The following is a 25,691-nucleotide window of genomic DNA, read 5'->3' on the forward strand; positions in this document are numbered from 1 at the left end:
AATGCAACTCGCCGCGATCATCGTGTCGCTGGTCCTGATCGTGGTCGGCGTGGCACTGTTCGGCCGCGCCCTCCTCCAGATCTTCAACTTCATGCGGCTCGGCCAGCCCGTGCCCGCCGGGTCCCGGACCAACGACCCCTACCAGCGCACCGTCACGCTGGTGAAGGAGTTCCTGGGTCACACCAGGATGAACCGCTGGGGGATCGTCGGCATCGCGCACTGGTTCGTCGCGATCGGCTTCTACACGCTGCTCCTGACGATCGTGAACGCCTTCGGCCAGCTCTTCAAGGCCGACTGGATCCTGCCGGTCATCGGCGACTGGGCGCCGTACAACGTCTACGTCGAGTTCATCGGCACCATGACGGTGGTCGGCATCGCCACGCTCGTCGTGATCCGGCAGCTGTCCCGGCCGGGCAAGCCGGGCCGCAAGTCGCGCTTCGCGGGCTCGAACACCGGCCAGGCGTACTTCGTCGAGACGATCATCCTCGTCGTCGGCGTCTGCATCTTCATGCTGCACGCGCTGGAGGGCGCGCAGCACCACGTCGACGGCTACGAGGCGTCGTTCTTCATCTCGTACCCGGTGGTGGCGTGGCTGAAGGGCATGGACGTCTCCACGCTCCAGAACCTGACCTACTTCTTCGCCGGCCTGAAGATCGCGGCCTCCTTCATCTGGATGATCGTGGTCTCCCTGAAGACCGACATGGGCGTGGCCTGGCACCGCTTCCTGGGCTTCCCGAACATCTGGTTCAAGCGCAACGCCGACGGCTCCACGGCCCTGGGCGCGCTCCAGCCGATGACCAGCGGCGGCAAGCCGATCGACTTCTCCGACCCCGGTGAGGACGACGTCTTCGGCGTCTCCCAGGTCGAGCAGTTCTCCTGGAAGGGCCTGCTGGACTTCTCCACCTGCACCGAGTGCGGCCGCTGCCAGTCGCAGTGCCCCGCCTGGAACACCGGCAAGCCGCTCTCCCCGAAGCTGCTGATCATGTCGCTGCGGGACCACGCGCACGCCAAGGCGCCGTACCTGCTGGCCGGCGGCGGCAAGACCATGGAGGGCGAGGAGAAGGCGTCCGAGGAGCAGCTGAAGGACGTCCCGGCCGCCGCTCTCGCCGAGGCCGAGCGCCCGCTGATCGGCACCGCCGAGGAGAACGGCGTCATCGACCCGGACGTCCTGTGGTCCTGCACCACCTGCGGCGCCTGCGTCGAGCAGTGCCCCGTCGACATCGAGCACGTCGACCACATCGTGGACATGCGCCGCTACCAGGTCATGATCGAGTCCGCGTTCCCGTCCGAGGCGGGCACGATGCTCAAGAACCTGGAGAAGAAGGGCAACCCCTGGGGCCTGGCCAAGAAGCAGCGCCTGGAGTGGACCAAGGAGGTCGACTTCGAGGTCCCGGTCGTCGGCAAGGACATCGAGGACCTCACCGAGGTCGACTACCTGTACTGGGTCGGCTGCGCGGGCGCCCTGGAGGACCGCGCCAAGAAGACCACGAAGGCCTTCGCCGAGCTGCTGCACATCGCGGGCGTCAAGTTCGCGATCATGGGCGGCGACGAGAAGTGCACCGGTGACTCCGCCCGCCGCCTCGGCAACGAGCCCCTCTTCCAGGAGCTGGGCATGGAGAACGTCGCCGCGCTGAACATGGCGTTCGGCGAGGACGACGAGGACCCGGCCACCAAGAAGCCGAAGTCCGCGAAGAAGATCGTCGCCACCTGCCCGCACTGCCTCAACACGCTCGGCAACGAGTACCCGCAGCTCGGCGGCGACTACGAGGTCATCCACCACACCCAGCTGCTGCAGCACCTGGTGGACGAGGGCAAGCTGATCCCGGTCACCCCGGTCGAGGGCATCATCACCTACCACGACCCGTGCTACCTGGGCCGCCACAACAAGATCTACACGCCCCCGCGCGAGATCATCGGCAAGGTCCCGGGCCTGCGCAACGAGGAGATGCACCGCCACAAGGAGCGCGGCTTCTGCTGTGGCGCCGGCGGTGCGCGCATGTGGATGGAGGAGCGGATCGGCAAGCGCATCAACAACGAGCGTGTCGACGAGGCGCTCTCCCTGAACCCCGACATCGTGTCGACGGCCTGCCCGTTCTGCCTGGTCATGCTCACCGACTCGGTGAACGGCAAGAAGAACGACGGCAAGGCGAAGGAGTCGATCCAGGTGGTCGACGTCGCCCAGCTGCTCCTGGAGTCCGTGAAGACGCCGGCCGACCCGGAGGACTCGGCGGAGACGGAGAGCGAGCCGGAGCCGGAGCCGGTGAAGTAGCTCCCCCAAAACGGACGGCGCCCCCTGACCCGCACAGGCAGGGGGCGCCGTCGTGTTCCCCGGCTACGCGCTCTTCGGACCGGCCTGCTGCACCACCTCGAAGGACCACAGGGTCGAACCGGAGGCCGCCGGCTTCGGGCGCTCGCCGCCCTCGCCGCCGCCCTGGTGCGCGGACTTCATCGGCCCCTCCATCCAGGCCTGGAACGACTCCTCGTCCCGCCAGCGGGTGTAGACGAGGTAGGTGTCGGTGCCCTCGACGGGACGCAGCAGCTCGAACCACTCGAAGCCGTCGGAGTTCTCCACCGCGTGGGCCCGCGAGGCGAACCGCTTCTCCAGCACCTCCCGCTGCTCGGCGGGAACGGTCAGCACGTTGATCTTCACTACGCTCATGGACCCATCCTGGACCATCGCCCCGCCCGCCACAGCGATCCCGGACCGTTACCGAAAGCGCGTACAACCCTCGCCGCCCACCAGGGGTCTCCTGATCGCCGACCGCCCGTGGACCACGGCACAGCACGTGATGAACACGGACGGACCGCACCCCATCGTCTGTGGACGCCCCGCCAGGCGTCCCCCGCATGCAGCAGGAGACCGCATGCACGCGCACTCTCGTATCGCCCTCGCGACGGCGGCCGCCGCCGCGCTGACGGGCGGTCTGCTCACCTTCGCCGCGTCCCCGGCCACCGCCGCCGACTCCTTCAAGGTCGCGAAGGCCGACTTCAACGGCGACGGCATCGGCGACGTCGCCACCTCGGCGGCCGGCGCCTACGTCAGCGGCCAGAAGAACGCCGGCCAGGTCGTCGTCCTGTACGGCTCCGCCACCGGCGTCTCCTCCACCAAGCGCGCCACCATCAGCCAGAACACCTCCGGCGTCCCCGGCACCGCCGAGGCCGGCGACATGTTCGGCGCCGACCTGGCGTACGCCGACTTCAACGGCGACGGCTACGACGACCTCGCCGTGGGCGCCCCGAGCGAGAAGGTCGGCACCGACACCAACGGCGGCGGCCTCGCCATCCTGTGGGGCTCCCCCAGCGGCCTGACCGGCAAGGGCGTCGACGTGCCCGACCCGGCCCCCTCCTCCCACGACTTCTGGGGCAAGAACCTGGCGGCCGGCGACTTCGACGGCGACGGCAAGGCCGACCTGGTCGTGGGCAGCTCCTCCGCCACCCTGTACCTCTACAAGGGCGGCTTCACCACCGCCGGTGCCTACGGCAGCCGTACCACCGTCAAGCCGCCGATCGAGTCGGGCACCAACGACTACCCGTACGGCCCGCTGAACCTCACCGCCGGTGACGTCAACGGCGACGGCCGCACCGACCTCGTCGTGGACGGCTACGAGACCACGACGCAGTACGGCTGGAACACCAACTACTGGCTGCCCGGCACCTCCGGCGGCCTGAGCGCCGCCTCCGCCAAGACCCTCAAGCCCGGCATCATCACCGCCATCGGCGACGTCAACGGCGACGGCTTCGGCGACATCGTCAGCGGCGCCGACTGGGACGCCAGGACCAGCGACGGCACGGCCATCCCCTACGCCGCCGACGGCGGCAAGGTGAACGTCACCTACGGCTCGGCCTCCGGCCCGGCCGGCACCACCGGCATCACGCAGAACACCGGCAACGTCCCCGGCTCCTCGGAGAAGGGCGACGCCTTCGGCTGGGAGCTGGACCTCGGCGACATCAACGGCGACGGCTACCAGGACCTCGCCGTCAGCTCCCCGCAGGAGGACCTCGGCACCGCCACCGACACCGGCAGCGTGACCGTCCTGTACGGCTCCGCCTCGGGCATCGACACCGCCTCCGGCGCCCAGTCCTTCTCCCAGGACAGCGCGGGCGTGCCCGGCGGCAACGAGAAGTCCGACCTGTTCGGCGCCGACCTCAAGCTGGACGACGTCACCGGCGACGGCAAGGCGGACCTGGTCGTCGGCTCGTACGAGAACAGCGGCGACGGCGCGGTGACGTACCTGCCGTCCAACGGTACGAGGATCACCAGCACCGGCTCGCGCGCCTTCGGCGTGACCACCGTGGCCGTCTCCACCTCCGGCACCCCGCAGTTCGGCGCGGTCATAGCGGACTGATCCTCCCCGGGAACCGTCGCAACCCCGAGGAACCCGGACGGCATTGCTGACGGTCCCTTAGGGGATGTCACAGGTCGGCCGCAAAGCCGGGCCCGGACCACCGGGCCCGGCACGTCGGCCTCCGGGACCAGGTACGTTCGATGACGTGGCTGGATTCAGGATCGGACGCGGGGGCCGGGACAACCGCACCCCCCAAGGACAACAGGCGCCCCAGGGACCGTCGTACGGACACGGGCGCGGCCCCGCTCAGCCCGGGGGGCCGTCGTACGGCCGACCGGGCCCGACGGGCGCCCCGGGCCCCTCGTACGGCTACCCGTCGGCACCGCAGCCGCCGTACCCGCAAGCGGGACAGTCGTACGGACACCCGGGCGCGGCCGACGACGGGCCGGAGTACTTCGGCGACGGCGGCTACCCGGGCGGCCCCGGGAACGGCGGGCACGACCCGTACGCGGCCAACAACCCGGGCCACACCCAGGCCTTCTCCATCGACGAGGCCGCCGGCTACACCCAGGGCGCGACCTACCACGCCGGCCAGGCCGCCGCGCCCGCCGCGCCGCTCGGCCCGCCCCTGCACTGGAAGGAACTGCTGAAGGGGATCATCCTGTCCCCGAACGACACCTTCCTGCGCATGCGGGACTACACGATGTGGGTGCCGGCCCTCATCGTGACCTTCCTCTACGGCCTGCTCGCCGTCTTCGGCTTCGACGGCGCCCGCCAGGACGCGATCAGCGCGACGCTGTCCAACGCGGTCCCGATCGTGCTGATCACGGCCGTCGTGATGGTGCTCGGCCTGTTCGTCCTGGGCGTGGTCACCCACACCCTGGCCCGCCAGCTCGGCGGCGACGGCGCCTGGCAGCCCACGGTCGGCCTGTCCATGCTGATCACCGCCCTCACGGACGCGCCCCGCCTGATCGTCGCCATGTTCTTCGGCGGCGACGCCGGCTTCGTCCAACTCCTCGGCTGGGCCACCTGGATCGGCGCGGGCGCCCTGCTGACCCTGATGGTCTCCCGCTCCCACGACCTGCCGTGGCCGAAGGCGCTGGGGGCGTCGGCGATCCAGCTGATCGCGCTGCTGTCGATCGTGAAGCTGGGCACGTTCTGAGTTCTTCTGTGATTCGGTGAACGCGAAAAGGGCCCCCGGCACGGGGGCCCTTCGAGATGCTTCTCCGTTTCCTGGCCCTAGGCGTCGAGAACCTGGCCGGCGCGCTGCACGACGGGGGGCTCCACACTCCACGGGAAGTTGATCCAGTCGTCGGTCCGCTTCCACACGTACTCGCACTTCACGAGCGAGTGGGACTTCTCGTAGATCACCGCGGAGCGCACCTCGGCGACGGTGTCGAGACAGAAGTCACGGACGAGCTTGAGCGTCTTGCCGGTGTCGGCGACGTCGTCGGTGATCAGGACCTTCTTGTCGGAGAAGTCGATCACGTTGGGAACAGGGGCGAGCATGACCGGCATTTCGAGGGTCGTCCCCACGCCGGTGTAGAACTCCACGTTCACGAGGTGGATGTTCTTGCAGTCGAGGGCGTAGGCGAGCCCGCCCGCGACGAAGACCCCGCCCCGGGCGATGCTGAGCACGATGTCGGGCTCGTAGCCGTCGTCGGCGATGGTCTGCGCCAGCTCGCGGATGGCGGTGCCGAACCGCTCGTAGGTCAGGTTCTCCCGCACGTCTGCGCTGCTCATGCTGTTGTCGCCCTCACACCTGGGTCCGATGGAAATTGAGGAAGGACCGCGAGGCGGTCGGCCCGCGCTGCCCCTGGTACCGGGAGCCGTAGCGCTCGCTGCCGTACGGGTGCTCGGCGGGCGAGGTCAGCCGGAACATGCACAGCTGCCCGATCTTCATCCCCGGCCACAGCTTGATCGGGAGCGTGGCGAGGTTGGACAGCTCCAGGGTGACGTGCCCGCTGAACCCGGGGTCGATGAACCCGGCGGTGGAGTGGGTGACCAGGCCCAGCCGCCCGAGCGAACTCTTCCCCTCCAGCCGCGAGGCAAGATCGTCGGGAAGGGAGATCACCTCGTAGGTGGAGGCGAGCACGAACTCCCCGGGATGCAGGATGAACGGCTCATCGCCCTCGGGCTCGACCAGCCGGGTCAGATCGGCCTGCTCGATGGAGGGGTCGATATGGGGGTACCGGTGATTCTCGAACACCCGGAAATACCGGTCCAGCCGCACGTCGATGCTCGACGGCTGCACCATGGTTTCGTCATAGGGATCGATCCGTACCCGCCCGGCGTCGATCTCGGCCCGGATGTCCTTGTCTGAGAGAAGCACGTAGCGAGGATACGCAAGGCGCGCGAAGCCTTCGCAATCCGAAGGACTCCGCGCGCCCAGGGTCACGGACCGACTACGGCCGGTCCTGTCGATCTCCTTACCGCTTCTCCAGCACGACCGGCACGGCACTGCGGAGCCGGGCACAACGCGGGCACCGCACGAGGCGGCCGGGGCCGAGCCGCTCGGCCTGCTGCATCGGGAACGAAGCGGTGCTGAAGACGTGCCCGTCCGCGCATCGGACGACGGTGCGTTCCATCAAGTCCCTCAAGTCCCTTCCCCAAGAGCCGCGTCCGGCGTTGCTGCCCGGACGACAAAAGCCACATTACGGGATCAAAGAAGCGACTCTCCACGCGGCACTCCGGCCCTCTCCCAGGCCTCCACGGTACGCCCCAACTCCGGCCGCCCGCAGCCGGATCCCACCCCTGAAACACACGCAGGCCCCCGGGACACGAACACCAGGAGCCTGCGATGATGTACAGTGAGCAAGGTCCGGACACCGGCCCCTCCGGGACCACGTCCGTACTTACGCGGGTGTAGTTTAATGGTAGAACATCAGCTTCCCAAGCTGAGAGCGCGAGTTCGATTCTCGTCACCCGCTCCATACAAAACCCCCAGGTCAGGGACCCGGGGGTTGTTTTTTGTCTAGTCCAATTCGAGGCGGCGTGCCCTCTGCGTGCCCTAAGTCGAGGTCGAACGGCCTCTCCCGGGGCACTCATGCGCCACTTGGAGCGACCGACCCCTCTAGCGTCTCGAATGACGAGACGCCATTGATGTGATCTGCGCCACTGCAACGCCGATTCCCGCGCAGTCGCTTGCGTGAAGCTGCCAGTCCACGGCACTGGTCACGGATCACGCGCAGGCGTCACGCCCGGACGACCCTTCGCCGACTCGCTCTCGCGAGGCCCGCCGTCTCTCCCGGGCCCCGTTGTCAGTGGTGCTCCTTAGGCTTCTTGATGTCAGTGACGACAGGAGGCGGCGCATGGCCGGGTTCGAGATCAATAGGCGCGCCATCGAAAAGATGCAGCGAGACATCGCGAAGGAATTCGAGCGCGCGGCCCGTAAGCACCCCATCCGTGTCCCCGTCCAGGTGGACGCTCCAAAGGTCCCGGCCGCTGCATCTGCGGCTGCCGGCATCGAAAAGGACCCGTACCTTTCACGCCTGCTCGTGTGGCTCGACGATCTAGCCACCCTTCAGCCAGGAGTGGCTGCTGACGTCTCTTCGTACGTCGATTCGGAAGGGCTTCCCGCCGCCGAGGCCAAGACCATGGCGCTGGAGTTGGAGCGGCAGGGACTGGTCCAGATCTCCCCGGACCTCTCCGGCAACGACACCCAGGTCTTCCTCACTGACGATGGCTCGCTGGCCGCTCGACGGTTGAGAACCTTGCAGACCGACCCGGTCGCACGCTTCATCCACGCCTGCGACGCCTTGCTGTACTGGCTGTTCCAGACGGGGCGTGGTCGTACCCCCGTTGAGGTCATGGCCTTTGTGGAGGCACCAGGTTCGTACTTCGCGGGCGACTCCCTGTCCGTGGACGAGATTCTCGGCGCTTTTGAGCACCTCAGCCAGAGAGGGCTCGTCCGCCGCGCGCCCGAGGACCCTAGCGCCACAAGTTCGATCAAGGCCGAAGTCACCGACTCGGGCACCGACTGCGTACTGTCCGGAGGAACCGTGAGCGACTATCTGAGCCGCCAGCAGCGCGCTGGCGACACCTACACCTTCAACAACTCCTCCGGCATCGTTGCCGGGTCCCAGCAGAAGGTGGTGCAGAACAACTCCATCGGCTTCGACGCTTCCGCGCTCGCCGAGTTCGCCGCCCTGGTACGGCAGTTCACTCCGACGCTCGGAGCCCCGCCGGAACAGCAGGAAGCCCTGATCCAGGATGTCGAGGTGCTTGAGGAAGCCACGTCTGCTGAGCAGCCGGAGCCCGGACGGATCAGGGCCGCTTATCTCCGCGTGCAGGAGGCTCTGGGTGCGATCACGACCACGACGGCCGGCCTCACCATGTTGGCGCAGCAGGGACAGACGGCATACCAAGCGGTGTTCGGCGGCTGACCAGCACCGCACGGGCTCCGACGACCAATCGCTCGGAGCCCCGGCCCGCTACGCGTGAACCGCCTCCGGCAGCACCTTCCGAAGTGCGCTGCCTACGGCGGGCCCGGCCTCTGCTACCTGACGCAGATCAGCACTTCTCAGGTAGCGATAGCTCTGCGGCGGATGGAAGGTTCCCGCAGCGCGCAGTGCACTGAGGGACACCGGCTCGTCGAAGGGCACGGGGTCCTCCAAGGTCAGACCGCTCGCCTGGGTGGCGCCCTCCATATAGGCGTCGTACTCGCGTCGAGTGATCCCTGTCTGGGCACGATGCGCCGACCAGACATCCTTGGGAGAGCCCACATGGACCGAGGCGATGCGCGCCATGCCCACCAAGGCCATGGTGGGCGCGGTCGCGTACAGGAGAACCGGGGTTCCGGGCGGCGCGGCGACGCGCTGGCGGCGGACCTCCACCGTCTTGCTGCCGGCCAGGATCGCGGTGGCGAAGCGCGGGTGGACGGACAGCAGCATCGCGCGTTCCGGATCGTTCACGTCGTTCGGTGCCCCTCTTGATAGACCGCCTGGAACAGCTCGTTACTGATCTTCGACAGGGAGATCAGCGACAACGGTAGTCCCAGGTCCTTCGCCAGGGAGGTCAATCGCCGCAGCGTCACCGGCTTGGGGAAGACCTCGGTGTCCGAGAACCTCAGTGCCATGGCGCGACCGGAGGCGTCGGCAGCTTCTTGAACCTCAGCCCGACCATATACGCCCAGGTGTTCGAATTTCGAGAAGAGGGTGTCCGGTGTGTCGATAAGCACCTCGTCGAGTCGCGAACTGCCCACCACCATCTGTCCTTCGCCCGGGGAGTTGCCCTCGCTGACGTACCAGAGCAGGCGAGCCGGAACGCTCTCTCCGCGGCGGCCCGAGGAGCGGTAATAGACGTGCTCTCGGCTGATGCCCAGGACGTCACTGCGCGGGATGAGGATGGCGGGCACGTTGAACAGCTCGGTCGACCAGCGCGGCTTGATGGGCACCAGGAAGGACGGCAGGTTCGAGTCGATGACCTTCGCCGGCCACCACGCACGCTCCACCACGGCAGCCACCTCGGCGGGCATGCCGGCGCGGAGCGCGGTCGTATCGACAGTCAGCTCGCGGGCAAGCCCGCCGGCCACTGCCTCCACCTCGGCTGCCGTCCCGCACACATTCACGAGGAGGGCGACGAGCCTGCCGTCGTGCTCGAAGAACCCGTCGTCGCCGGCCGCGGACCTGGCGGCCTCGGAGGGATGCGGATCACTGATGCGGATGATCTCTGCACCGCAGTCCCGGCCGAGCCGCTTGATCAGGAAGAGGAGCTGGCGGGCCAGAGTCTGTTCCAGCGGGTGGCCGGCCGTGCGGAGGACGGGGACAACCAGGGTGCGTCCGTCCAGTGCCCACGCGTAGAGAGCGACCGGGCGGCCCTGACCATCCCTGAGCAGCTCGCGGCGCCAGGCGACCGTGTCCCCGTTCAGCGACCGCAGCCGCTCGGCGAAGGCCGATCCGTCGTCGCCACCCGATTGGTGGAAGAAGGCCACCAGCTCGTCCTCCGCACCTGGTGCCACCTCTCCGGACCTGAACTCCGTGCCCATCAGATCTGCCGGGCGGTACACCTGGGCCTGGCGCAACTCGTCCACGTGCAGCGTCACGGTAGAGGGTGAGACGACCCGGACGCGGGCGATCTCCCAGGCCACGTCGGCCAGGCGGGACAGCAGTGGATCACGGGTGGCCAGGACCTGCAGACCAGCGCACGACGTCTCGGCCACATACCGCATCCGTGACTGAAGCTCAGCGTCGACGGCCAGGTCGGGCATGGCCTGCGTGGCGGCTCGGAGCAGTTCACGGCTTCGCTCGTCCACGGCCGCCAAGTCCGGGGAGAGCTTGCGCAGGCCGGTCAGCGCCGCCCGCTGGTGCTGACGCTCTGCCGTATTCGGGAGGTCCCGGATCTCATGGACCAGCTGGGGGGTGTAGGCGAGCTCGACCAGATCCGCCATCCAGCCGGCTTCCAGCGCTCGGGACTCCTCCGCGTCGGCCGTGTCAGCGAGGCCCCGCAGATCGACGAAGACTCCGTGGTCGACCGTGACCACCAGGAGCGCGTCGCTCTCCATCTCCGTAAAGAGGTCCGGATGGCCGAGGTCCAACCACCATCCGTCCAGGATTTCGCCGTCCCGGCCGCGGCCTCGCACCTCGCCATCCGGGACGAAGCCGAGACTCCTCCACATCCCGCTCAGGTTGTAGTCCCGTCGGCACTTGGCCTTGATCCCGAGTCGCTGTGGGTACCGCTCTTTGATGCCCTCCACCAGCCGGCGGGCGATTCCCCGGCCGCGCTGTTCCTCCGCCACACACAAGTGTGCGAGCCGAATACGCGCGCTCCTCTTCGGCAGTCCGAACAGCGCGTAGCCGAGCACCTCGTCCCCTTCGACCGCGGCCAGAAGGCCGCCGTCCTCCGCTGCCTTCCGGTAAGCGGGCGGGGTGAGAAGCCCCAGCGTCTTCGTGTACCGATCACCCAGGGCTATGGCCTTGTCGATCAGCTCGTCCTGCGCGGGCGAAACAGACACTAACTTGAACGCCATCGCTCCCCCTCCAGTTGGGCCGTACACCGCCGACCACAACTCCCCTGTCCTTACATGCAGGAGAAGCTGATCTCATTCACGGCCGTCCCTCAAGGGGGCACAAGGGGCGCACAGTGCTCCGGAGGCTGTCACAAACGCCGTTACGCCTCCTTGGCCCCCACCTGCCCGGCAGCTGTCTCACGCAGCTGCTGCCGCACCTCGGCATCGATCCCCTGGGCGAGCCTGCGCTGGTGCTTGGCCGTCGAGTGCTGGTAGATCAGCTGGGCCCGCTCCGAGGACTGGCCGGCGCGGACCATGAGGTCCTTCAGCTTGGCACCGGTGTCAGCGGCGAGGGTGTTGCCGGTATGGCGAAGGTCGTAGAAGCGGAAGGTGTCCGGCATGCCAACTTTCCTCCTGGCCTTGCGCCACTTGCGGCCGAAGGTCGACCGGCGGAACGGGGCCCCCTTCTCTCCGACGAAGAGCAGGCCGTCCGGCTCCTTCTCCGCGAACCACCGGAGGTGCCGCCGCAGCTCCGGCAGCACGAAATCCGGCAGGTAGACGGTGCGCTTGCCCGCGCGGGATTTGGGATCCCCGGTCACCCGTCTGCCGTTCGTCAGCTCGGGGGACGCGTGTGTGATCCGCAGAGAGCATTCGTCGAGATCGACACTGTGCCGGCGCAGTTCGGCCAGTTCCTCGGGGCGGAGTGAGGCGAAGGCGCCGAGAAGGACCATGAGCCGCCAACGCGGGCCCATCGCGTCGGCGAGGTCGAAGACCTGCTCAACGGTGGCGGTCGGGCGCTCGTCGGCCTCCTCCTTGCCGGCTCCCTTGATGCGGCAGGGGTTGCTGCGCAGCAGGTCGTCGTCGACGGCCGTCTGGAAGATCGCCTTCAACAGCCGGTACGACTTGGCGACCGTGGTGGCACCCGTCGCCTTGAGCCGCTCGGCTCGCCAGGTACGCACCGAGGGCGGCGTGATCTCGTCCAAGTCCTCGCTGCCGAATGTCGGCAGGATGTGCAGCCGTAGCAGACCGCTGTAACGGTCAACCGTGGTGGGCGCCAGCCCGCGCTCCTCCAGCCACCGCAGGGCGTACTTCTCGAAGTTGATGGCACCGGCGTCCGGGTCCCGCCAGTGGTTGCGCTCGATGTCGGCCCGGACCAGGTTGAGCCAGTTCTGGGCTTCGGTCTTCGAGGAGAAGGTCTCGGGAGCCTTGTGGCGTTGCCCGTCCGGCCCCAGGTAGCGGGCCTGCCACCGGCCCGAGGGGAGTTGGCGCACGGTGCCGAATTCGCGCCGCCGCTGTGTCCTGCGTCCTGTCATCAGGCCGCCCTCCCGTAACGGACGCGGGTACGGCGGAGCGGCTCGACCGTGCGCGCCTCAACGTACTCGGCAACGGCGCTCTCCGGGATGCGTACCGGGCGTCCGAGTTTCACGTAGCGGATACGGCGCTCGGCGATGAGGCGGCGGATGAAGCGCTCACCGGTGCCGAGCATTTCGCCGGCCTCGGCCACCGTCAGGAGGCGGTCAGCCATTCGCGGTCACCTCCTTCGGGGCATCGCCGGAGCGGGCAAGGGCAGCGGCTATTGGGGGTCGGCGCAAGGGCGGTCGGGTCCTTTGCTCGGAGAGTCGGTTCGAGGCGGCAGCGCGCCGCCCTATTCGGCGGGGATCCCTTGGAGCAGGGCCAGGGGCGACACGCGGAGCGCCTGGGCGAGGGCAATGAGATCGTCGACGTCGCAGCGGCGCTGGGCCCGCTCAATGCGGGACAGCATCGTGTTGGACATCGGGCGGCCGAGGGCCGTGACACGGGTGGCGAGCTCGCGCTGCGCGAGGCCGCGTTCGGTGCGGAGCATTTCGATGGTGCGGGCGGTCCGTATTCCTGCCGGACCGATTTCCAGTGATCGTGCTGCCATGGCTCCGTTGTAACTTGCATTCGCCGGTTTGGTTAACCGGCGATCGTCGGCTATGTTGCGCCCGGCGTACGACGGGGGCTCCCCTCTGAGTTGAGTCGCGGGTTCCGTCAGGCGATGTCGGCGCCAACCGGATAGGGCAGTGCGACGCGGGGTGTTGTGTTGTAGCTTGCGCTCCCGTATGGGTCAACGGTTTCCCGATGTGATCCTTCTGGCTCGGCCGGCGGTACAACTTTTTGGTCAACCGCCGATCCGGGTCTATCGTTTTGGTAAGCCGCGCAGAACGTGTTCGCCGTCAGCTGTCTGCTTTCCCGGCTGAATTGCTGGACTTGCGCGGCCTCGGTGTGGCTGTCTTGGCGATGCAACGCGACCAGCCTCCCCTTGCGCCTTCCGGCCGAGGCTGGGCGCACCCCCTTCTCGCGTATCGCCCGCTCAGGGCGCTCGCGCCTGCCCGCCCCGACCTAGGAGCCGCCTCACCATGAGCTACGACGCCCGCGAATGGGTGTGGAACCACAGCCGCAGCAAGGGCACCGCCCGCATGGTCCTCGCCCTGATCGCCGACCGGTGCCGCGATCGGCGCTGCATCGCGTACGCGTCCGTGCCCGCCCTCATGAAGCGCGCGAACGCCTCCCGCACCGCCGTGCGCGACGCGCTGGACAAGCTGATCGCCAGTGGTGAGCTGGTGCAGCTCGCCGGCCGCAAGGGGCCGCGGGGAGAGACGTACTACCACCTCTCGACCGCCGCCCGGTTCCTCGCCGAACAGGCCACCGAGGAGGACCAGAATCCGGCCGTCCCAGAGGATCGGATTCCGACCCCTGGGGGACCGGAACCCGACCCTGCCGACCCCTTCGAGGGGGGACCGGAATCCGATCCGGGGGAACGGAATCCGGCCCCCGGGGGATACGGATTCCGCCCCGAAGGGGGCACGGATTCCAACCCCCAGAACAGTAGAGAACCGAAGGTGAACGGTAGTAAGAGCAGCAGCTCTGCCCCGCTCATCGAAGCCACCGAGTGGCGGATCGACGACGGCGCCCGGGCCTGGCTCCAGCAGCACGGCCACCTCGACCGGCTCGGCGAGCACGCCCTGCAAGCGGCCGACGAGAAGTGGCGCTCGTACCGGGCAGCTTGGACCCCTCGCGTTGCCGCCGCGTGGGCTGCCGACTGGCGCGCGTGGATCGCCCGCGAACGCACCCCCGCCCCTGGCCGGCCGAACCTCTACGCCCTGCCCGGCGGCACCCCCGCCCCCACACCCACGGCCGGCATGACCCGTGCCGAGGCCCACACCGCTGCCCTGCTCGCCGCCCTCGACGAACCGACCGGAACGGAGTAATCCGCCCTTGGACCGACGCAAAATCGCCGCCATCCTCGCCTACATCGGCCGCCTCGACCCCCGGATCACCCGCAGCGGCACGGGCGAAGCCCGTGACCAGATCGCCCAGTGGCACGAACTGCTCCACGACGTACCCTTCGCCACTGCCCCCGGCTGGGACGTCCGCGAGGTGATACGAGCCCACATCCTCGACTCCCCGTACCCGATCCTGCCGGTGGACGGCGCCCGTGCGTGGCGCGCCCACCGACGCGACCGCCTTGACCGGCACACCGACCCCACGCCGGTCGCCGATCCGGACGATCCAGCCGCCTGGCGTGCCGAGCTGCTCGGCACCCGGCACGCCGTCGCCATCGGACAGACCACACCCGCGACGTACCGACAGATCACCAGCGGTGACTCTCGCCCGGACATCGAGGCCCGCCCGCGCGCCATCGGATCGTGCATCCCGCCGGCCGTCCGCGCCGAGCTGGCCCGCTGCCGGCAACCCGTTCTGCATGCGAAGCCGCCGTCGCCGACGGGCGCCCGGACGCGCTCAGCGTCCGCTGCGCGTGGTGCCACGCCCGCGCAGGCGACCCATGCCGTCAACGGCGCCTTGGCCCTGACGGCACCGTCCGAGGCAATGCAGTACGCGCCACGCCCCATCCGTCGCGCGTCGACCTTGCCGCTGCCCGGCTGGACCAGCAGCAGGCTGCCTGACGCACTCCACCATGCCTCGCTCCTCACCGCCGCTGTCCCCGCAGTCCGATACCGGCGGTCCCCGACAAGCCGTGTGCGGCAGGTGGGGACCGTCCCGACGAACACCATTCGGGACCGCGCATCGGGGACCGAGCCCAACGCAGCCGGGGACCGCAACAACCGCTCCCCCGGGGACCAGCAGGGGCAGCGATGGGGACCGGTCCCCTGAGAAACCCCTGCTAGGGCGCTATGAGTCCGGTCCTCGCAATGGTCCCCAACGACGGGGACCGGTCCCCGCATCCAACTCGTTCCCTTGGGGACCGTCCCGTGCGACAGCGCCAGGACTGAGGACGGTCCGCCTGACGCTGTGTCATGGGGACCGTCCCCAACGAACGTCGCGGTCTGGTCCCGAACGGTCCCGGGGACCGTGGACGACATCGTTTCGGGGACCGGTCCCCGCAAGTCACGGACCGTCCGCAGTGGTCGGCCGAGAACAGCTGGGTCCCTACCCCGGTCGCCGTCCCGCCTCTTACCCGCCCGGAACGACGCCCCGCGCTCGCGACGTGGCGCCCCGCCTGTCATCCCACATCCCCACGGAGTACCGCACGTGCAGAACCAGCGCCACGAATGCCCTGCCACCCAGCAGGAGACGAACGCAGTGCCGACCTCAGCCGGAGCAAGTTGGAGGTTCGGACACTCCCCCGCAGGGGGAGCGCCCGAACCCAATCCCGCCCCGGGGGTGGCGGGGCCCGTCCGGCACCAGGGGGGACCGGACGGGAAGGCTGCGACCGAGGGCGGACCGCAGCCAGGCAAGGCCAGCCGCAAGGGCGCGGCCAGGAAGGGGAAGTCGCGTCCGCGTGACAAGAAGCAGCGCCCCGCTCACAGCGTCCGCCTCAACGACCAGGAACTCGCCGTCATTCAGTCCGGCGCCGACCACGTCGGCATGAGCGTGGCCGGGTTCCTGGCCCACTCCGCTCTGGCCGCTGCCCGCGACCAGTCCCGCACCGCAGCGGCCATCGCCACCGAGCGGGACATCCTGACGGCCCTGTTCGGTGTGCGCCGTCAGCTCGGCTGGGCGGGCGGCAACGTCAACCAGATCGCCAAGGCCCTCAACTCGGGTGCCGATGTGCCGCACTTCGCCGCTGCCCTCGCCGACCTGCAGCGTGCCGCGCAGGCCGTCCAGCGGGCAGCCGACAGGGTCGCCAACGGGCAGGAGGGCCGAGCGGCTTGATCCCGCGGATCCACCAGCAGGGCAGCAACACGCTCGGGCTCCTGCACTACCTGTACGGCAAGGGCACCCACGAGGAACACATCGACCCGCACCTGGTCGCTTCCTTCGACAACATGACCCCAGACCCCGGCCGCGACCCCTCGGCGACGAAGAAGGACCTCCAGCACCTCCTCGACCAGCCCCTGTCCCTGCTCGACGCGGACCGGCGTCCCGACAAGCACATCTGGCACTGCTCGGTGCGCGCCGCGCCCGACGACCCGATCCTGTCCGACGAGCAGTGGGGCGACATCGCCCGTCGTATGGTCGCCGCCACCGGCATCGACCCTGGCGACGGCACCGGCTGCCGCTGGGCAGCCGTCCGGCACGCCGACGACCACATCCACATCATCGCCACACTCATCCGCGAAGACGGCCGCCGCCCCGACCACCACCGCTCCGGCAAACGCGCCCAGGCCGAGTGCCGACTGATCGAAAAAGAACTCGGCCTGCACCAGGTCGCGCCCGGGGACGGCACCGCCGCCAAGCGGACCACCAGCGCGGAGCGGCACAAGGCCGAACGCACGGGCAGGCAGCGTCCGGCGCGGGAGGAACTGCGGGAGACCGTACGGCGCGCCGTCGCCGGCGCCGCCAGCGAGGAGGAGTTCTTCGACCGGCTGGCCGCCGCCGGTCTTCTGATCCGCAAGCGCGTCGCGCCCTCAGGTGACCTGCTCGGCTACAAGGTAGCCCTGCCCGATGACCGCAACGGTGAGAAGGAGCCGGTGTTCTACGCGGGCTCGACGCTCGCACCCGATCTGTCCCTGCCCCGCATCCGCGAACGCTGGGCCCTGCCCGTGGAGGCTGTGGCCTCGGCGGACGACTCCGGGCGGGAACAGCCGGTCCTGCCGGACGTGACAGGTCCCGCGTTCGCGCGGCGCCGGGCCACAGCAGCCACCTGGCAGGCCCTCCTGATCATCGATCACGGTGATGACGGCGCGGCAGCGGCACAGATCGCTGCGGTGGGTGAGGTGCTGGACGCGCTGGCCAAGACCTCCGCCGCCCATACCCGCGCCGAGTTGCGCGAGGCGGCGTTCGTGTTCGAGCGGGCCAGCCGCTCCCACGTGAAGGCCGTACGCGGGCACGACCGCGCCCTGCGCCAGGCCGCCCGCGACCTCGTCCACAGCGGCCCCGCCCTGGGCCGCGGGGAAGACGGCGCCACCACCGCCATGCTCATCGACATGGCCTTCTTCCTCGCCATCGCCGCGGCGAACTGGCACGCGAGGAAGCACCACGCCCAGCAGGCCACAGCAGCCCGGCAGGCCGCCGAACTCCTGCGCGCCGCCTACCAAGCCGCCGCGGCCGAGTCCATGGCCGTCCTCCGCCAGCGGGGCCAACGCCTGGCCCCTCGTGTTCGCCAGCGGCAAGCCGACCTCCTGCGCCAAGTGCTGCCGGACCTGGCCACACGGGTCCAGGCCGAACCCGGCTGGCCCGCCCTGGCCGCCACCCTCGACGACACCCACAGAGCCGGCCACGACCCGGCAGCCCTGCTGACGGAAGCCGCCCGGCGGCGCCAGCTCGACACCGCGACCTCCATCAGCGACGTCCTCGTCTGGCGACTACGGCGCAGCGCCCACCTGCCCCCTCTGCCCGAAAGTTCCCCGACACACCAGCCCGAGGCAGTCGGCGTCAAGGGGCCTCGGCGCCCAGCACGCGGCCGGCACAGGGCGCGGTGAACGATTTCAGCCGTCGACGCTGACCGGGAAAAGCAGCGGGATGTAGCCGACGATCGCCGGTTGGGCAAAACGGCGATTCTACTTCGACCTCACGGTCGCACCGATCCGTCCCTTCGACCCATACGCCTTCTGAGCTGGCCAGGCCGGCACGTGACCAACGTGGTGGTGACCGGCTGACACGACAGTCCTGGCGTCTGACACCGAGGCGTAGGACGTCCCGTTAGGCGACAGCCACCAGCCGTGACGCCCGGGCTTCGCCAGGACAGAACACGCATCGAAGCCGGGCCTCCCCCTCGGGAAGCCCGGCTTCGATGCGTTGATTGTTGGCACAAGTTCACTGCACAGCAGGTCAGCTGGCTTCTGCCGCGAGGCGGGCCCTCTTCTCGGCACGCGGTTCCGCCTTCCAGCGAGGCAGGAACGCCGAGAGCAACGGGTCGCTTTCGATCCTCTGCTGGGTCAGCCGCATGCCTTCGTCGATGACCGCATCCCACTTCTCTGCAGCGAGCTCGACGCGGCAGGGCAAGTCCTTGATGATCTTCTCGTCCACGGTCAGGTAGTTCGAGGACCGCCTCCTACCTCCGCGGCCAGTAGGCACGTACGCGTCGGCGCCGGCCTGGTCAGGAAGCAGGGAGATGAGGACCGCGTCCCCATCCTCGGCGATCCTTCGGGCCACCTTGTGGGCTGCTGAGACCTCCGTCTTGGAAGGGTCTCTTCCCAGCATCTCCATCAGGGTGCCGCGGATACTCACCGTGTCCCGACCGGCCAGCGCATTTCGCAGGGCCTCGTGAAAGGTCTCCGTCATCGACGTCATGACCGCGATTGTCACGACTCGCTGGCCCGAGACCATGCGCTTGAGGTCGGCACCTGGTGTGTGTCTCCCCCGTTCGGCCGGGCGGCCGATCACCTTTCAGCTCGGACCCAGCAGCGCCGGAGGCATACGAACGGAAAGTGATGGCCCAGCCCTGCTCGGTCGGCTGGGCCGTCTCAGAACCTATTGGGGAACTTGACCGCCAGGATGAGATATCCGACCAGACAGACTGCGACGATCACCCCTACGACGTGTGCGGCGTTCACCGATTCTCAACTCCTCGGGCTCCCCGGCGGCAGTCTGTGTGCCGCACCCGGCTCTTTCTCTCAGGAAAGCGGTTCGGCGGACACCGCGCAACGTCTTAGCGGGTCCCTGATATCCAGGGCTTTGGTGCTGCCCAGTGTCCCGCTGCCGGGCAGGGCCGGGACGACGGTCAGTCGTCCCGGTCGGGGAGGAGGGTCGATGTCTCGTAGCGCTGTGCATCTGGCACCGCGGCGTCGATGGCGGCGACGGCCGGCCCGATCTTCGCCCACAGCTCCGGTACCACCGGGATGAGGCAGCCGCGGGAGCCGAAGACCACGCGGCCCCTTCCCTGGATCTCCACGCCCACGACCTCCTCGAAGGGCACATGATGCACATGGCCGTCGCCGTCGCGGCACCACAGTCCGGAGGGGCCGACTCCGAGCCGCGCTGCCCGAGCGGCGGAAGAGAAGAGGCGCTTGACCAATGACGGCTTGTACATCCGCAGATCGGAGGGGAACACACGCGCGGTGGAGCAGACCTTCTGGTCCAGAACGGCACCGTCGAGTTGCCGCAGCTGCACCTCCACCTCGCACGGGACGACGAGCAGGGCAGTGGCCAGCGCGGTGGTGAACGCCTGCCGCGCCTGCTCCGGGGTCACCTTCACCAGGGCGTCCAGCCGTGTCGATGCGTCTTGGTAGTCGAGCCCGAGCAGCTCACAGGCGGCTGCTTCGGCGAGTTCTGAGGACGTCGACCGGGGGTCGAGCCAGACCTCGCGGAACCCTGCCAGCTCCTCCACGAGTTCTTCCTGGGTGACTCCTGCGCTCGCCATTCGCAGGGCTTCCTGCCACAGCAGCTCGGCCACGCGCTGCTCCTGGCCCTGTCGGGCGTCCAGGGACAGGGTGTACTCGCCCTGGCCGGCCCCCGTCGAGATGCGGATACCGCTCACCTCGTACGACAGGCCCTCCTGGTGCCGAGCCCGCTGTCGGAGCCGCTCCTGAAGTACGGCGTGGGCGAGCACGAGCGCGGGGTCGTCGAGATCGCCGTGGAAGGCCAGACCGGGACCGGGCACGTCGGCTTGGAACCAGGCCGGCCCCGCGTTGACCACCGGCTGTGCCCCGCTGCGGTCGGGACGCCGGCCGCGGGGCAGCGGAAGCCGCAGCCCAGCGGGCGGCGGGCCCGTCAGCACCAGCACGGCGTTGTCCGCGTGGAAGTAGCGAGCGGCGACGTCGCGGACGGCCTCCGCGGGGATGCGGTCGGGCCCCGGCCCGTCCCAGGACGCCAGTCCGGCGCCGGCAGTGCCGTACCGGAACGACAGCAGTTCCGCGCTGGTCGGGTCGGTGACGCCGGTGCCCTCGGCGGCGAGCACCCCGGCCTCGCGTTCCATCCGCTCCAGCGGCAGCGCGGACAGCGCCTCGCAGACCCGAGTCAGGAACTCCGCCACCTGCCTTTCGCTCCCCGATGCCGTGAAGTCCGTAAGGGAGAGCGTGACCGACGCGTTGTGCTCGTGATGAAGCCTCGGCAACGTACTCATCGCCAGGTGCTCGACGAGATGAGTCACTCCCAGATGCCTGAACGTCTCGTCGTTCACCCCGCACCCGAAGACGAGGGCGGCTTCGAGAGGTCCGGAAGCCTGCGCCCACAGAACGGGTACCCCATCGATCACGTCGCGCTGCATGGCCGGATCATACGTTCGACCCGTGTCGCGTCCGGCCAGGGCATGGATGCCGATACGACCTGGCTACTGGCTCGACTGGCACGGCACCCCGACGAACTCCCGCGCGTTGTGGGGCGGCGAACCATTATTCGCGCCTGGGGTGAGTGCGGTGTGGAGCACGGACGGTACTCAGCCGAGTTCGGCGAAGCCCTCCACGGCGTGTGTCTTGCCGGTGACGACGATCACGTCGCCCTTCTGTACGACCGTTTCGGCGGTGGCGTAGGTGAAGTCCTCGCCCGGGCGCTTGATGCCGACCACGGTGACGCCGTACCGGCTGCGTACCTGGCTCCGGCCGAGCGGCAGCCCGGTGACGGCCGCCGGGGCGATCGTCTTGACCAGGGCGTAGTCGTCGTCGAACTCGATGAAGTCGAGCATCCGGCCGGTGACGAGATGGGCGACGCGTTCCCCCATCTCGTGTTCGGGCAGGACGACGTGGTGGACGCCGAGGCGTTCCAGGATCTGGCCGTGCTGGCGGCTGACGGCCTTGGCCCAGATATTGGGCACCTCGGCCTCCAGCAGGTTGGAGCTGACCAGGATGCTGGCCTCTATGTCGCTGCCGATGGCGACGACGGCGCTGGTGAACTCGTGGACGCCGAGCTGCCGCAGCGCCTCGGCGTCGGTGCAGTCCGCGACGGCCGCGTGGGTGAGGGCGTCGCTGTGCTTCTGCACCAGCCGGGGGTCGGTGTCGAGGCCGAGGACATCCCAGCCGCGGTGCATCAGCTCGTTGGCCAGTGAGTAGCCGAAGCGGCCCAGGCCGATGACGGCGACCCGCTGGTCGCCTGCTGTCCGGGTGTGTGTCTCGGCCAGGCGCTTGTGGCGCCGACGGCGCAGGGAGTGCAGGAAGTTAACCAATGACGGGTCGCTCCTCGGGCAGGTCGTAGCGGCGGGTGCGCTCGCGCAGCGCGAGCGCCGACACGAGGGTGATCGGGCCGAGGCGGCCGATGAACATCAGAACGGTCAGCAGCAGGTGGCCGGCGGTCGGCAGGCCGGCGGTGATGCCGGTGGACAGGCCCACGGTGGCGAAGGCGGAGACGACTTCGAACAGGACGCTCTCCAGCGAGTGGTCGGTGAGCGTGAGCAGGACCAGGGTGGCGCCCATGATCATCCCCACGCTCAGAAGCGCCACGGTCAGGGCTTGGCGCAGGGTGTGCGGGGCGAGGCGGCGGCCCATTATGGTCGAGGTGGGTTCGCCGCGGACCTCGGCGGCCATGGCGGCGGCCAGTACCGCGAAGGTGGTGACCTTGATGCCGCCGGCGGTTCCGGCGCTGCCTCCGCCGATGAACATCAGCACGCAGCTCATCAGCAGGGTCGAGGCGTGCATCGCACCGACGTCGACCGCGTTGAAACCCGCCGTGCGGGTCATCGCCGAGTGGAAGAACCCGTCGAGGATTTTCCCGGCCGCGGTGTGCGGGCCGAGCGTTCCCGGGTTCGTCCACTCCAGCAGACAGGTCAGCACGGTTCCCGTGACCAGGAGGACGGCCGTGGTCAGGACGGTGAGCTTGGTGTGCAGCGTCCAGTTGCGGCGCCCGGTGGTGCGGCTGCGCCGGCGGTGCCTAAGGATCTCCAGCAGGACCGGGAAGCCGATGCCGCCCAGGATCACGGCGGCGGAGATCGGCAAAGTGACCCATGCGTCCTGCGCGTACCGCGTGATGCTGTCCGCGTGCAGCCCGAACCCGGCGTTGTTGAACGCCGACACGGCGTGGAAGTAGCCGAGATACACGGCGTTGCCGATGTCCTCGCCGTAGCCGAACCGGAAGCGCAGCGCCAGCACGGCCGCGGTCGCGAGCTCGACGACCAGGGTGGTGCCGGCGACACCGAGAAGGACCCGTCGTACGTCTCCGATGCCGAGGCTCTTGGTCTCGGCCTGCGCGGTGAGCTGCATCCGCAGGCGCAGCCGCCCCGAAACCAGCAGCGCCAGCAACGAGGCCATCGTCATGATGCCGAAGCCGCCCACCTGGATCAGCGCGAGGATCACGCCCTGGCCGAAGCCGCTCCAGTAGGTGCCCGTGTCCACGACCGCCAGACCCGTGACGCACACCGCCGAGGTGGAGGTGAACAGAGCGGTGACGAACCCGGTCGCGGCGCCCTCCTGCGAGGCGACCGGCAGGGCGAGCAGCGCCGTACCGGCCAGGACCACCAGAGCGAACGCCATGACGACCGCACGCGCCGGGTGCGCGGCCAGCAGCGCCGACCACGGCCTCGCGCGTGACGCGACTCCCGACACCTGTTTCCCTTTCACGTCAGGCCAGGGCGAAGTAGCGGAGCCACACATAGGCCAGAGCGATGGCCACCGTCACGGCCGTGACGACGAGGCCGTACTTGGTGAACTGCCAGAAGGAGATGGGCTGCCGGTTGCGTTCGGCGATGCCCAGGACGACGACGTTCGCACTGGCGCCGATGGCGGTGGCGTTGCCGCCGAGGTCGGCGCCCAGGGCGAGCGCCCACCACAAGACGTGGTCGGAGGAGCCGCCCATGTCGCGGACCAGGTCGCTGGTGATGGGCGCCATGGTGGCGACGTAGGGGATGTTGTCGACGATCCCGGACAGCACCGCCGACCCACCGAGCAGGGTCATCGAACCGCCCAGTTCGTTGCCCCCGATGGCCTGGGCGAGCTGCGAGGAGATCTCGCCGACGACGCCGGTGTCGATCAGGCCGCCGATCATGATGAACAGGCCGGCGAAGAAGGCCAGCGTGGGCCACTCCACCTCGGCGAGGACGTCGTGGGTCTCCACCGACGACAGGGCGACCAGCAGCCCGGCGCCCAGGAGGGCGACGATGCTGGGCTCGTAGTGCAGGACCGGGTGCAGGACGAAGCCGGCCACCACCAGGGCCAGCACGACGAGGCCCTGGATGAGCAGACGCCGGTCCTTGATGGCCTCGCCCTCCTCCAGCGCCATGATCTCGGCGGCGCGGTCCTCGTCGTAGACGAAGGACTTGCGGAACATCACCCAGCACAGCAGCAGGAGGACAACGACCAGGAGGGCAGACAGCGGGGCGAGGTGCACGAGGAAGTCGTTGAAGGTCAATCCGGCGCGGCTGGCGATGATGATGTTCGGCGGGTCGCCGACCAGCGTGGCCGTGCCGCCGATGTTCGACGCCATCACCTCGGCGATCAGAAACGGGGCGGCAGGCAGGGCCATGCGCTCGCACACCAGCAGGGTCACCGGGGCGATCAGCAGGACCGTCGTCACGTTGTCCAGCAGGGCCGAGGCCAGCGCGGTGATGACGACGAGCATCGCCATCACCCGGAAGGGCTTGGCGCGGGCGCGCTTGACCGCCCAGATCGCCAAGTACTCGAACATGCCCGTCTTCTTCAGCACGCCGACGATCATCATCATCCCCATGAGCAGGAAGATGACGTTCCAGTCGATGCCGGACTCTTCGGAGTAGAACGCCGAGACGTCGTCGGTCGCGCCGATCGCCAGCATCAGGCCCGCACCGCCGAGCGCGACGGCGACGCGGTGGATCTTCTCGCTGATGATGAGGGTGTAGGCGCCGGTGAAGACGACGATCGCCGCCCAGCTGTGCCAGTCGTTCACGGTCCTCCGGTCGGTCGGTCAGTCGGTCCGGGCGCCCTGCACGGCAGCCGGGTCACGGTCGTGGTCGTCGTCCGGGATGCCGACGAGGTCCTCCACGTCGAACATCCGGGCGATCGGTACGTCGGTGGAGCTGTGCGCGACGATCGAGAAAGCGATGCACACCGCGATCAGCGTGTATGCCTCCTCGGCCTGCGGAATGCCGGACTGGAGCACCAGCAGCCCGTAGACCACCGAGGCGAAGCCCTTCGGCCCGAACCAGGCCGCCGTGAGCTTCTCCCGCCGGCTGAACCGGGTCCCGACCAGCGAGATCAGCAGCGAGGCGGGCCGGATCAGCACGATCGCCAACACCACCGCCGCATACCCGCCCAGTGACAGGTCACCGAAGAGTGCGGGGGTCAGCAGCGCGCCGAACACCAGCAGGGCCGCGAACTTCGCCAGCTCCGCCAGCGCCTCGCCGAGCGGTTCGAACGCCCCCTTGGCCTCCGGGGAGACGGCGGCCAGCACCGCTCCGGCGGAGAACGCCGCGAGGTAGGGGTTGGCGTGGGTGAGGTGGCAGGTGGCGTACAAGATGATCCCGGTGGCCAGCGGCAGCAGCGGCTGGAGCTTGGGCTCGGCGCCCAGCAGCCGGAACCGGACCAGTCCGTTGACGATCAGCGGGAGTACAGCGCCGAAGACCAGGCCGAGCAGCAGCTCCAGGGCGATCTTCCCGAACGACGCCTCGTCCGCGTGACCGGCGGCGGGTCCCGCGGCCGCGATCAGCAGCAGCACCACTGGCAGGGCGAGGCCGTCGTTGACGCCGCTCTCCACGTTCAGCAGCTCGCGCAGCTTGGCCGGTACCTCCTTGCGGCCCACGATCGCCGAGGCGAACACCGGGTCCGTCGGTGCCAGCACCGCGCCGACCAGGAAGGACGTGGTCCAGTCGAGGCCCACCAGGAAGTGGGTGAGCAGCGCCATGAACACGAACGCCAGCGGCATGCCGAGGCCCAGCGCGCGGGCCGGGTTACGCCAGTTCGCCCGCAGCTTGGCGAACGACACGTGCATGCCGTCGGTGAACAGCACCGCGAAGAGGGCCAGGTCGGCCGTGACGGAGACGATCTCGCTGTCCGGCGTGATGTGGATCAGCCCGAGGAAGCCGTCGCTGACGGCGGCACCGCCGACGAGGAAGAGAAAAGACGTGGAGAGCACGGTACGGGCCGCCAGACCCGACAACAGCACCGCCACCAGCAGCGCGACGCCGAACACCACCACCAGCACCATGACGGATCCCCGATCGGAAAGAGAGCTCTCCCTTATTTCGCCGACCAGGCTTC

22 protein-coding genes, 1 tRNA gene and 1 pseudogene are annotated in these 25,691 nt (G+C 69.0%); 9 read left to right on the top strand and 15 right to left on the bottom strand.

The features are described from left to right. Nucleotide 1 precedes the first annotated feature (1 nt). Nucleotides 2-2,269, top strand: a complete 2,268-nt coding sequence (locus tag ACZ4U1_RS38555) for a (Fe-S)-binding protein (protein WP_467908837.1) — start codon at nt 2-4, stop codon at nt 2,267-2,269. Nucleotides 2,270-2,332: 63 nt separating this feature from the next. On the opposite strand, the gene ACZ4U1_RS38560 is transcribed toward ACZ4U1_RS38555, so the two are convergent. Further along, nucleotides 2,333-2,659, bottom strand: coding sequence for an antibiotic biosynthesis monooxygenase family protein (locus ACZ4U1_RS38560; RefSeq protein ID WP_467908838.1), 327 nt, complete (start codon nt 2,657-2,659; stop codon nt 2,333-2,335). 205 nt (nt 2,660-2,864) lie between these two features. Between ACZ4U1_RS38560 and ACZ4U1_RS38565 the strand changes: the two genes are divergently transcribed. Both ACZ4U1_RS38565 and ACZ4U1_RS38570 read left to right on the top strand, forming a co-directional pair. Then, nucleotides 2,865-4,346, top strand: a complete 1,482-nt coding sequence (locus tag ACZ4U1_RS38565; RefSeq protein WP_467908839.1) for an FG-GAP-like repeat-containing protein — start codon at nt 2,865-2,867, stop codon at nt 4,344-4,346. A 64-nt stretch (nt 4,347-4,410) separates the two neighbouring features. Continuing rightward, nucleotides 4,411-5,448, top strand: coding sequence for a Yip1 family protein (locus tag ACZ4U1_RS38570; RefSeq protein WP_467908840.1), 1,038 nt, complete (start codon nt 4,411-4,413; stop codon nt 5,446-5,448). Nucleotides 5,449-5,525: 77 nt separating this feature from the next. On the opposite strand, the gene ACZ4U1_RS38575 is transcribed toward ACZ4U1_RS38570, so the two are convergent. The 3 genes from ACZ4U1_RS38575 to ACZ4U1_RS38585 all read right to left on the bottom strand — a co-directional run bounded on the left by ACZ4U1_RS38575 (nt 5,526) and on the right by ACZ4U1_RS38585 (nt 6,874). Next, nucleotides 5,526-6,029, bottom strand: a complete 504-nt coding sequence (locus ACZ4U1_RS38575; protein ID WP_086698243.1) for a phosphoribosyltransferase — start codon at nt 6,027-6,029, stop codon at nt 5,526-5,528. Nucleotides 6,030-6,042: 13 nt separating this feature from the next. Continuing rightward, nucleotides 6,043-6,618 carry a dCTP deaminase gene (gene dcd / locus ACZ4U1_RS38580; RefSeq protein WP_467908841.1) on the bottom strand — a complete coding sequence of 192 codons (576 nt, stop codon included), beginning with the start codon at nt 6,616-6,618 and terminating at the stop codon, nt 6,043-6,045. Between the two features lie 97 nt (nt 6,619-6,715). Further along, the gene (locus tag ACZ4U1_RS38585) at nt 6,716-6,874 is read right to left on the bottom strand and encodes a hypothetical protein (protein WP_401398335.1); all 159 of its coding nucleotides are present in this window, start codon (nt 6,872-6,874) and stop codon (nt 6,716-6,718) included. 271 nt (nt 6,875-7,145) lie between these two features. Between ACZ4U1_RS38585 and ACZ4U1_RS38590 the strand changes: the two genes are divergently transcribed. Next, nucleotides 7,146-7,219: transfer RNA gene (locus ACZ4U1_RS38590), tRNA-Gly, on the top strand. 378 nt (nt 7,220-7,597) lie between these two features. After that, nucleotides 7,598-8,671, top strand: coding sequence for a hypothetical protein (locus tag ACZ4U1_RS38595; protein WP_467908842.1), 1,074 nt, complete (start codon nt 7,598-7,600; stop codon nt 8,669-8,671). A gap of 48 nt (nt 8,672-8,719) precedes the next feature. Here ACZ4U1_RS38595 and ACZ4U1_RS38600 read toward each other — a convergent pair whose 3' ends face one another. The 5 genes from ACZ4U1_RS38600 to ACZ4U1_RS38620 form a co-directional block, all read right to left on the bottom strand. Further along, nucleotides 8,720-9,199, bottom strand: coding sequence for an ASCH domain-containing protein (locus tag ACZ4U1_RS38600; protein WP_467908843.1), 480 nt, complete (start codon nt 9,197-9,199; stop codon nt 8,720-8,722). Next, nucleotides 9,196-11,253 carry a GNAT family N-acetyltransferase gene (locus tag ACZ4U1_RS38605; RefSeq protein ID WP_467908845.1) on the bottom strand — a complete coding sequence of 686 codons (2,058 nt, stop codon included), beginning with the start codon at nt 11,251-11,253 and terminating at the stop codon, nt 9,196-9,198. Before ACZ4U1_RS38605 ends, ACZ4U1_RS38600 begins: the two co-directional genes overlap by 4 nt. A gap of 140 nt (nt 11,254-11,393) precedes the next feature. Continuing rightward, nucleotides 11,394-12,545: a tyrosine-type recombinase/integrase gene (locus ACZ4U1_RS38610; RefSeq protein ID WP_467908846.1), complete on the bottom strand. Its 1,152-nt coding sequence runs from the start codon at nt 12,543-12,545 to the stop codon at nt 11,394-11,396. After that, nucleotides 12,545-12,757 carry a helix-turn-helix domain-containing protein gene (locus tag ACZ4U1_RS38615; protein ID WP_439940048.1) on the bottom strand — a complete coding sequence of 71 codons (213 nt, stop codon included), beginning with the start codon at nt 12,755-12,757 and terminating at the stop codon, nt 12,545-12,547. Before ACZ4U1_RS38615 ends, ACZ4U1_RS38610 begins: the two co-directional genes overlap by 1 nt. Nucleotides 12,758-12,877: 120 nt before the next feature. Next, nucleotides 12,878-13,135: a helix-turn-helix domain-containing protein gene (locus tag ACZ4U1_RS38620; protein WP_467908847.1), complete on the bottom strand. Its 258-nt coding sequence runs from the start codon at nt 13,133-13,135 to the stop codon at nt 12,878-12,880. A gap of 475 nt (nt 13,136-13,610) precedes the next feature. Here ACZ4U1_RS38620 and ACZ4U1_RS38625 point away from each other — a divergent pair, with 475 nt between their 5' ends. The 4 genes and pseudogenes from ACZ4U1_RS38625 to ACZ4U1_RS38640 all read left to right on the top strand — a co-directional run bounded on the left by ACZ4U1_RS38625 (nt 13,611) and on the right by ACZ4U1_RS38640 (nt 18,077). Beyond that, a complete protein-coding gene (locus tag ACZ4U1_RS38625) occupies nt 13,611-14,462 on the top strand; it encodes a helix-turn-helix domain-containing protein (RefSeq protein WP_467908848.1) in 852 nt (283 codons plus the stop codon). A 7-nt stretch (nt 14,463-14,469) separates the two neighbouring features. Further along, nucleotides 14,470-15,158, top strand: a pseudogene (locus ACZ4U1_RS38630) (zinc finger domain-containing protein). Nucleotides 15,159-15,876: 718 nt separating this feature from the next. Beyond that, the gene (locus ACZ4U1_RS38635; protein WP_467908849.1) at nt 15,877-16,368 is read left to right on the top strand and encodes a plasmid mobilization protein; all 492 of its coding nucleotides are present in this window, start codon (nt 15,877-15,879) and stop codon (nt 16,366-16,368) included. After that, entirely contained in the window at nt 16,365-18,077 is a 1,713-nt protein-coding gene (locus tag ACZ4U1_RS38640; protein ID WP_467908850.1) for a relaxase/mobilization nuclease domain-containing protein, read from the top strand. Before ACZ4U1_RS38635 ends, ACZ4U1_RS38640 begins: the two co-directional genes overlap by 4 nt. Before the next feature lie 349 nt (nt 18,078-18,426). Here ACZ4U1_RS38640 and ACZ4U1_RS38645 read toward each other — a convergent pair whose 3' ends face one another. The 6 genes from ACZ4U1_RS38645 to ACZ4U1_RS38670 form a co-directional block, all read right to left on the bottom strand. Next, on the bottom strand, nt 18,427-18,888 hold the full coding sequence (locus tag ACZ4U1_RS38645) for a hypothetical protein (protein WP_467908851.1): 462 nt from the start codon (nt 18,886-18,888) through the stop codon (nt 18,427-18,429). Between the two features lie 430 nt (nt 18,889-19,318). Beyond that, nucleotides 19,319-20,569, bottom strand: a complete 1,251-nt coding sequence (locus tag ACZ4U1_RS38650; protein ID WP_467908852.1) for an insulinase family protein — start codon at nt 20,567-20,569, stop codon at nt 19,319-19,321. Nucleotides 20,570-20,971: 402 nt separating this feature from the next. Further along, complete coding sequence (locus ACZ4U1_RS38655; RefSeq protein WP_467908853.1) at nt 20,972-21,694, bottom strand: potassium channel family protein; 723 nt, start codon at nt 21,692-21,694, stop codon at nt 20,972-20,974. Then, a complete protein-coding gene (locus ACZ4U1_RS38660; protein ID WP_467908854.1) occupies nt 21,687-23,066 on the bottom strand; it encodes a TrkH family potassium uptake protein in 1,380 nt (459 codons plus the stop codon). The genes ACZ4U1_RS38655 and ACZ4U1_RS38660 overlap by 8 nt, the downstream gene beginning before the upstream one ends. Nucleotides 23,067-23,082: 16 nt before the next feature. After that, nucleotides 23,083-24,381 (bottom strand): ArsB/NhaD family transporter, encoded by a 1,299-nt coding sequence (locus tag ACZ4U1_RS38665; RefSeq protein ID WP_467908855.1) that lies wholly within the window; start codon nt 24,379-24,381, stop codon nt 23,083-23,085. 18 nt (nt 24,382-24,399) lie between these two features. Beyond that, nucleotides 24,400-25,638, bottom strand: coding sequence for a cation:proton antiporter (locus ACZ4U1_RS38670; protein ID WP_467908856.1), 1,239 nt, complete (start codon nt 25,636-25,638; stop codon nt 24,400-24,402). Between the last annotated feature and the right edge of the window lie 53 nt (nt 25,639-25,691).

This window comes from Streptomyces sp. NPDC028928, from assembly GCF_055564915.1.

Bases quoted from the DNA above. Each gene is read 5' to 3' on its own strand.
- ACZ4U1_RS38555 (WP_467908837.1), top strand. From the start codon at position 2: ATGCAACTCGCCGCGATCATCGTGTCGCTGGTCCTGATCGTGGTCGGC.
- ACZ4U1_RS38560 (WP_467908838.1), bottom strand. From the start codon at position 2,659: ATGAGCGTAGTGAAGATCAACGTGCTGACCGTTCCCGCCGAGCAGCGG.
- ACZ4U1_RS38565 (WP_467908839.1), top strand. From the start codon at position 2,865: ATGCACGCGCACTCTCGTATCGCCCTCGCGACGGCGGCCGCCGCCGCG.
- ACZ4U1_RS38570 (WP_467908840.1), top strand. From the start codon at position 4,411: ATGTCACAGGTCGGCCGCAAAGCCGGGCCCGGACCACCGGGCCCGGCA.
- ACZ4U1_RS38575 (WP_086698243.1), bottom strand. From the start codon at position 6,029: ATGAGCAGCGCAGACGTGCGGGAGAACCTGACCTACGAGCGGTTCGGC.
- ACZ4U1_RS38585 (WP_401398335.1), bottom strand. From the start codon at position 6,874: ATGGAACGCACCGTCGTCCGATGCGCGGACGGGCACGTCTTCAGCACC.
- ACZ4U1_RS38595 (WP_467908842.1), top strand. From the start codon at position 7,598: ATGGCCGGGTTCGAGATCAATAGGCGCGCCATCGAAAAGATGCAGCGA.
- ACZ4U1_RS38605 (WP_467908845.1), bottom strand. From the start codon at position 11,253: ATGGCGTTCAAGTTAGTGTCTGTTTCGCCCGCGCAGGACGAGCTGATC.
- ACZ4U1_RS38610 (WP_467908846.1), bottom strand. From the start codon at position 12,545: ATGACAGGACGCAGGACACAGCGGCGGCGCGAATTCGGCACCGTGCGC.
- ACZ4U1_RS38615 (WP_439940048.1), bottom strand. From the start codon at position 12,757: ATGGCTGACCGCCTCCTGACGGTGGCCGAGGCCGGCGAAATGCTCGGC.
- ACZ4U1_RS38620 (WP_467908847.1), bottom strand. From the start codon at position 13,135: ATGGCAGCACGATCACTGGAAATCGGTCCGGCAGGAATACGGACCGCC.
- ACZ4U1_RS38625 (WP_467908848.1), top strand. From the start codon at position 13,611: ATGAGCTACGACGCCCGCGAATGGGTGTGGAACCACAGCCGCAGCAAG.
- ACZ4U1_RS38645 (WP_467908851.1), bottom strand. From the start codon at position 18,888: ATGACGTCGATGACGGAGACCTTTCACGAGGCCCTGCGAAATGCGCTG.
- ACZ4U1_RS38670 (WP_467908856.1), bottom strand. From the start codon at position 25,638: ATGGTGCTGGTGGTGGTGTTCGGCGTCGCGCTGCTGGTGGCGGTGCTG.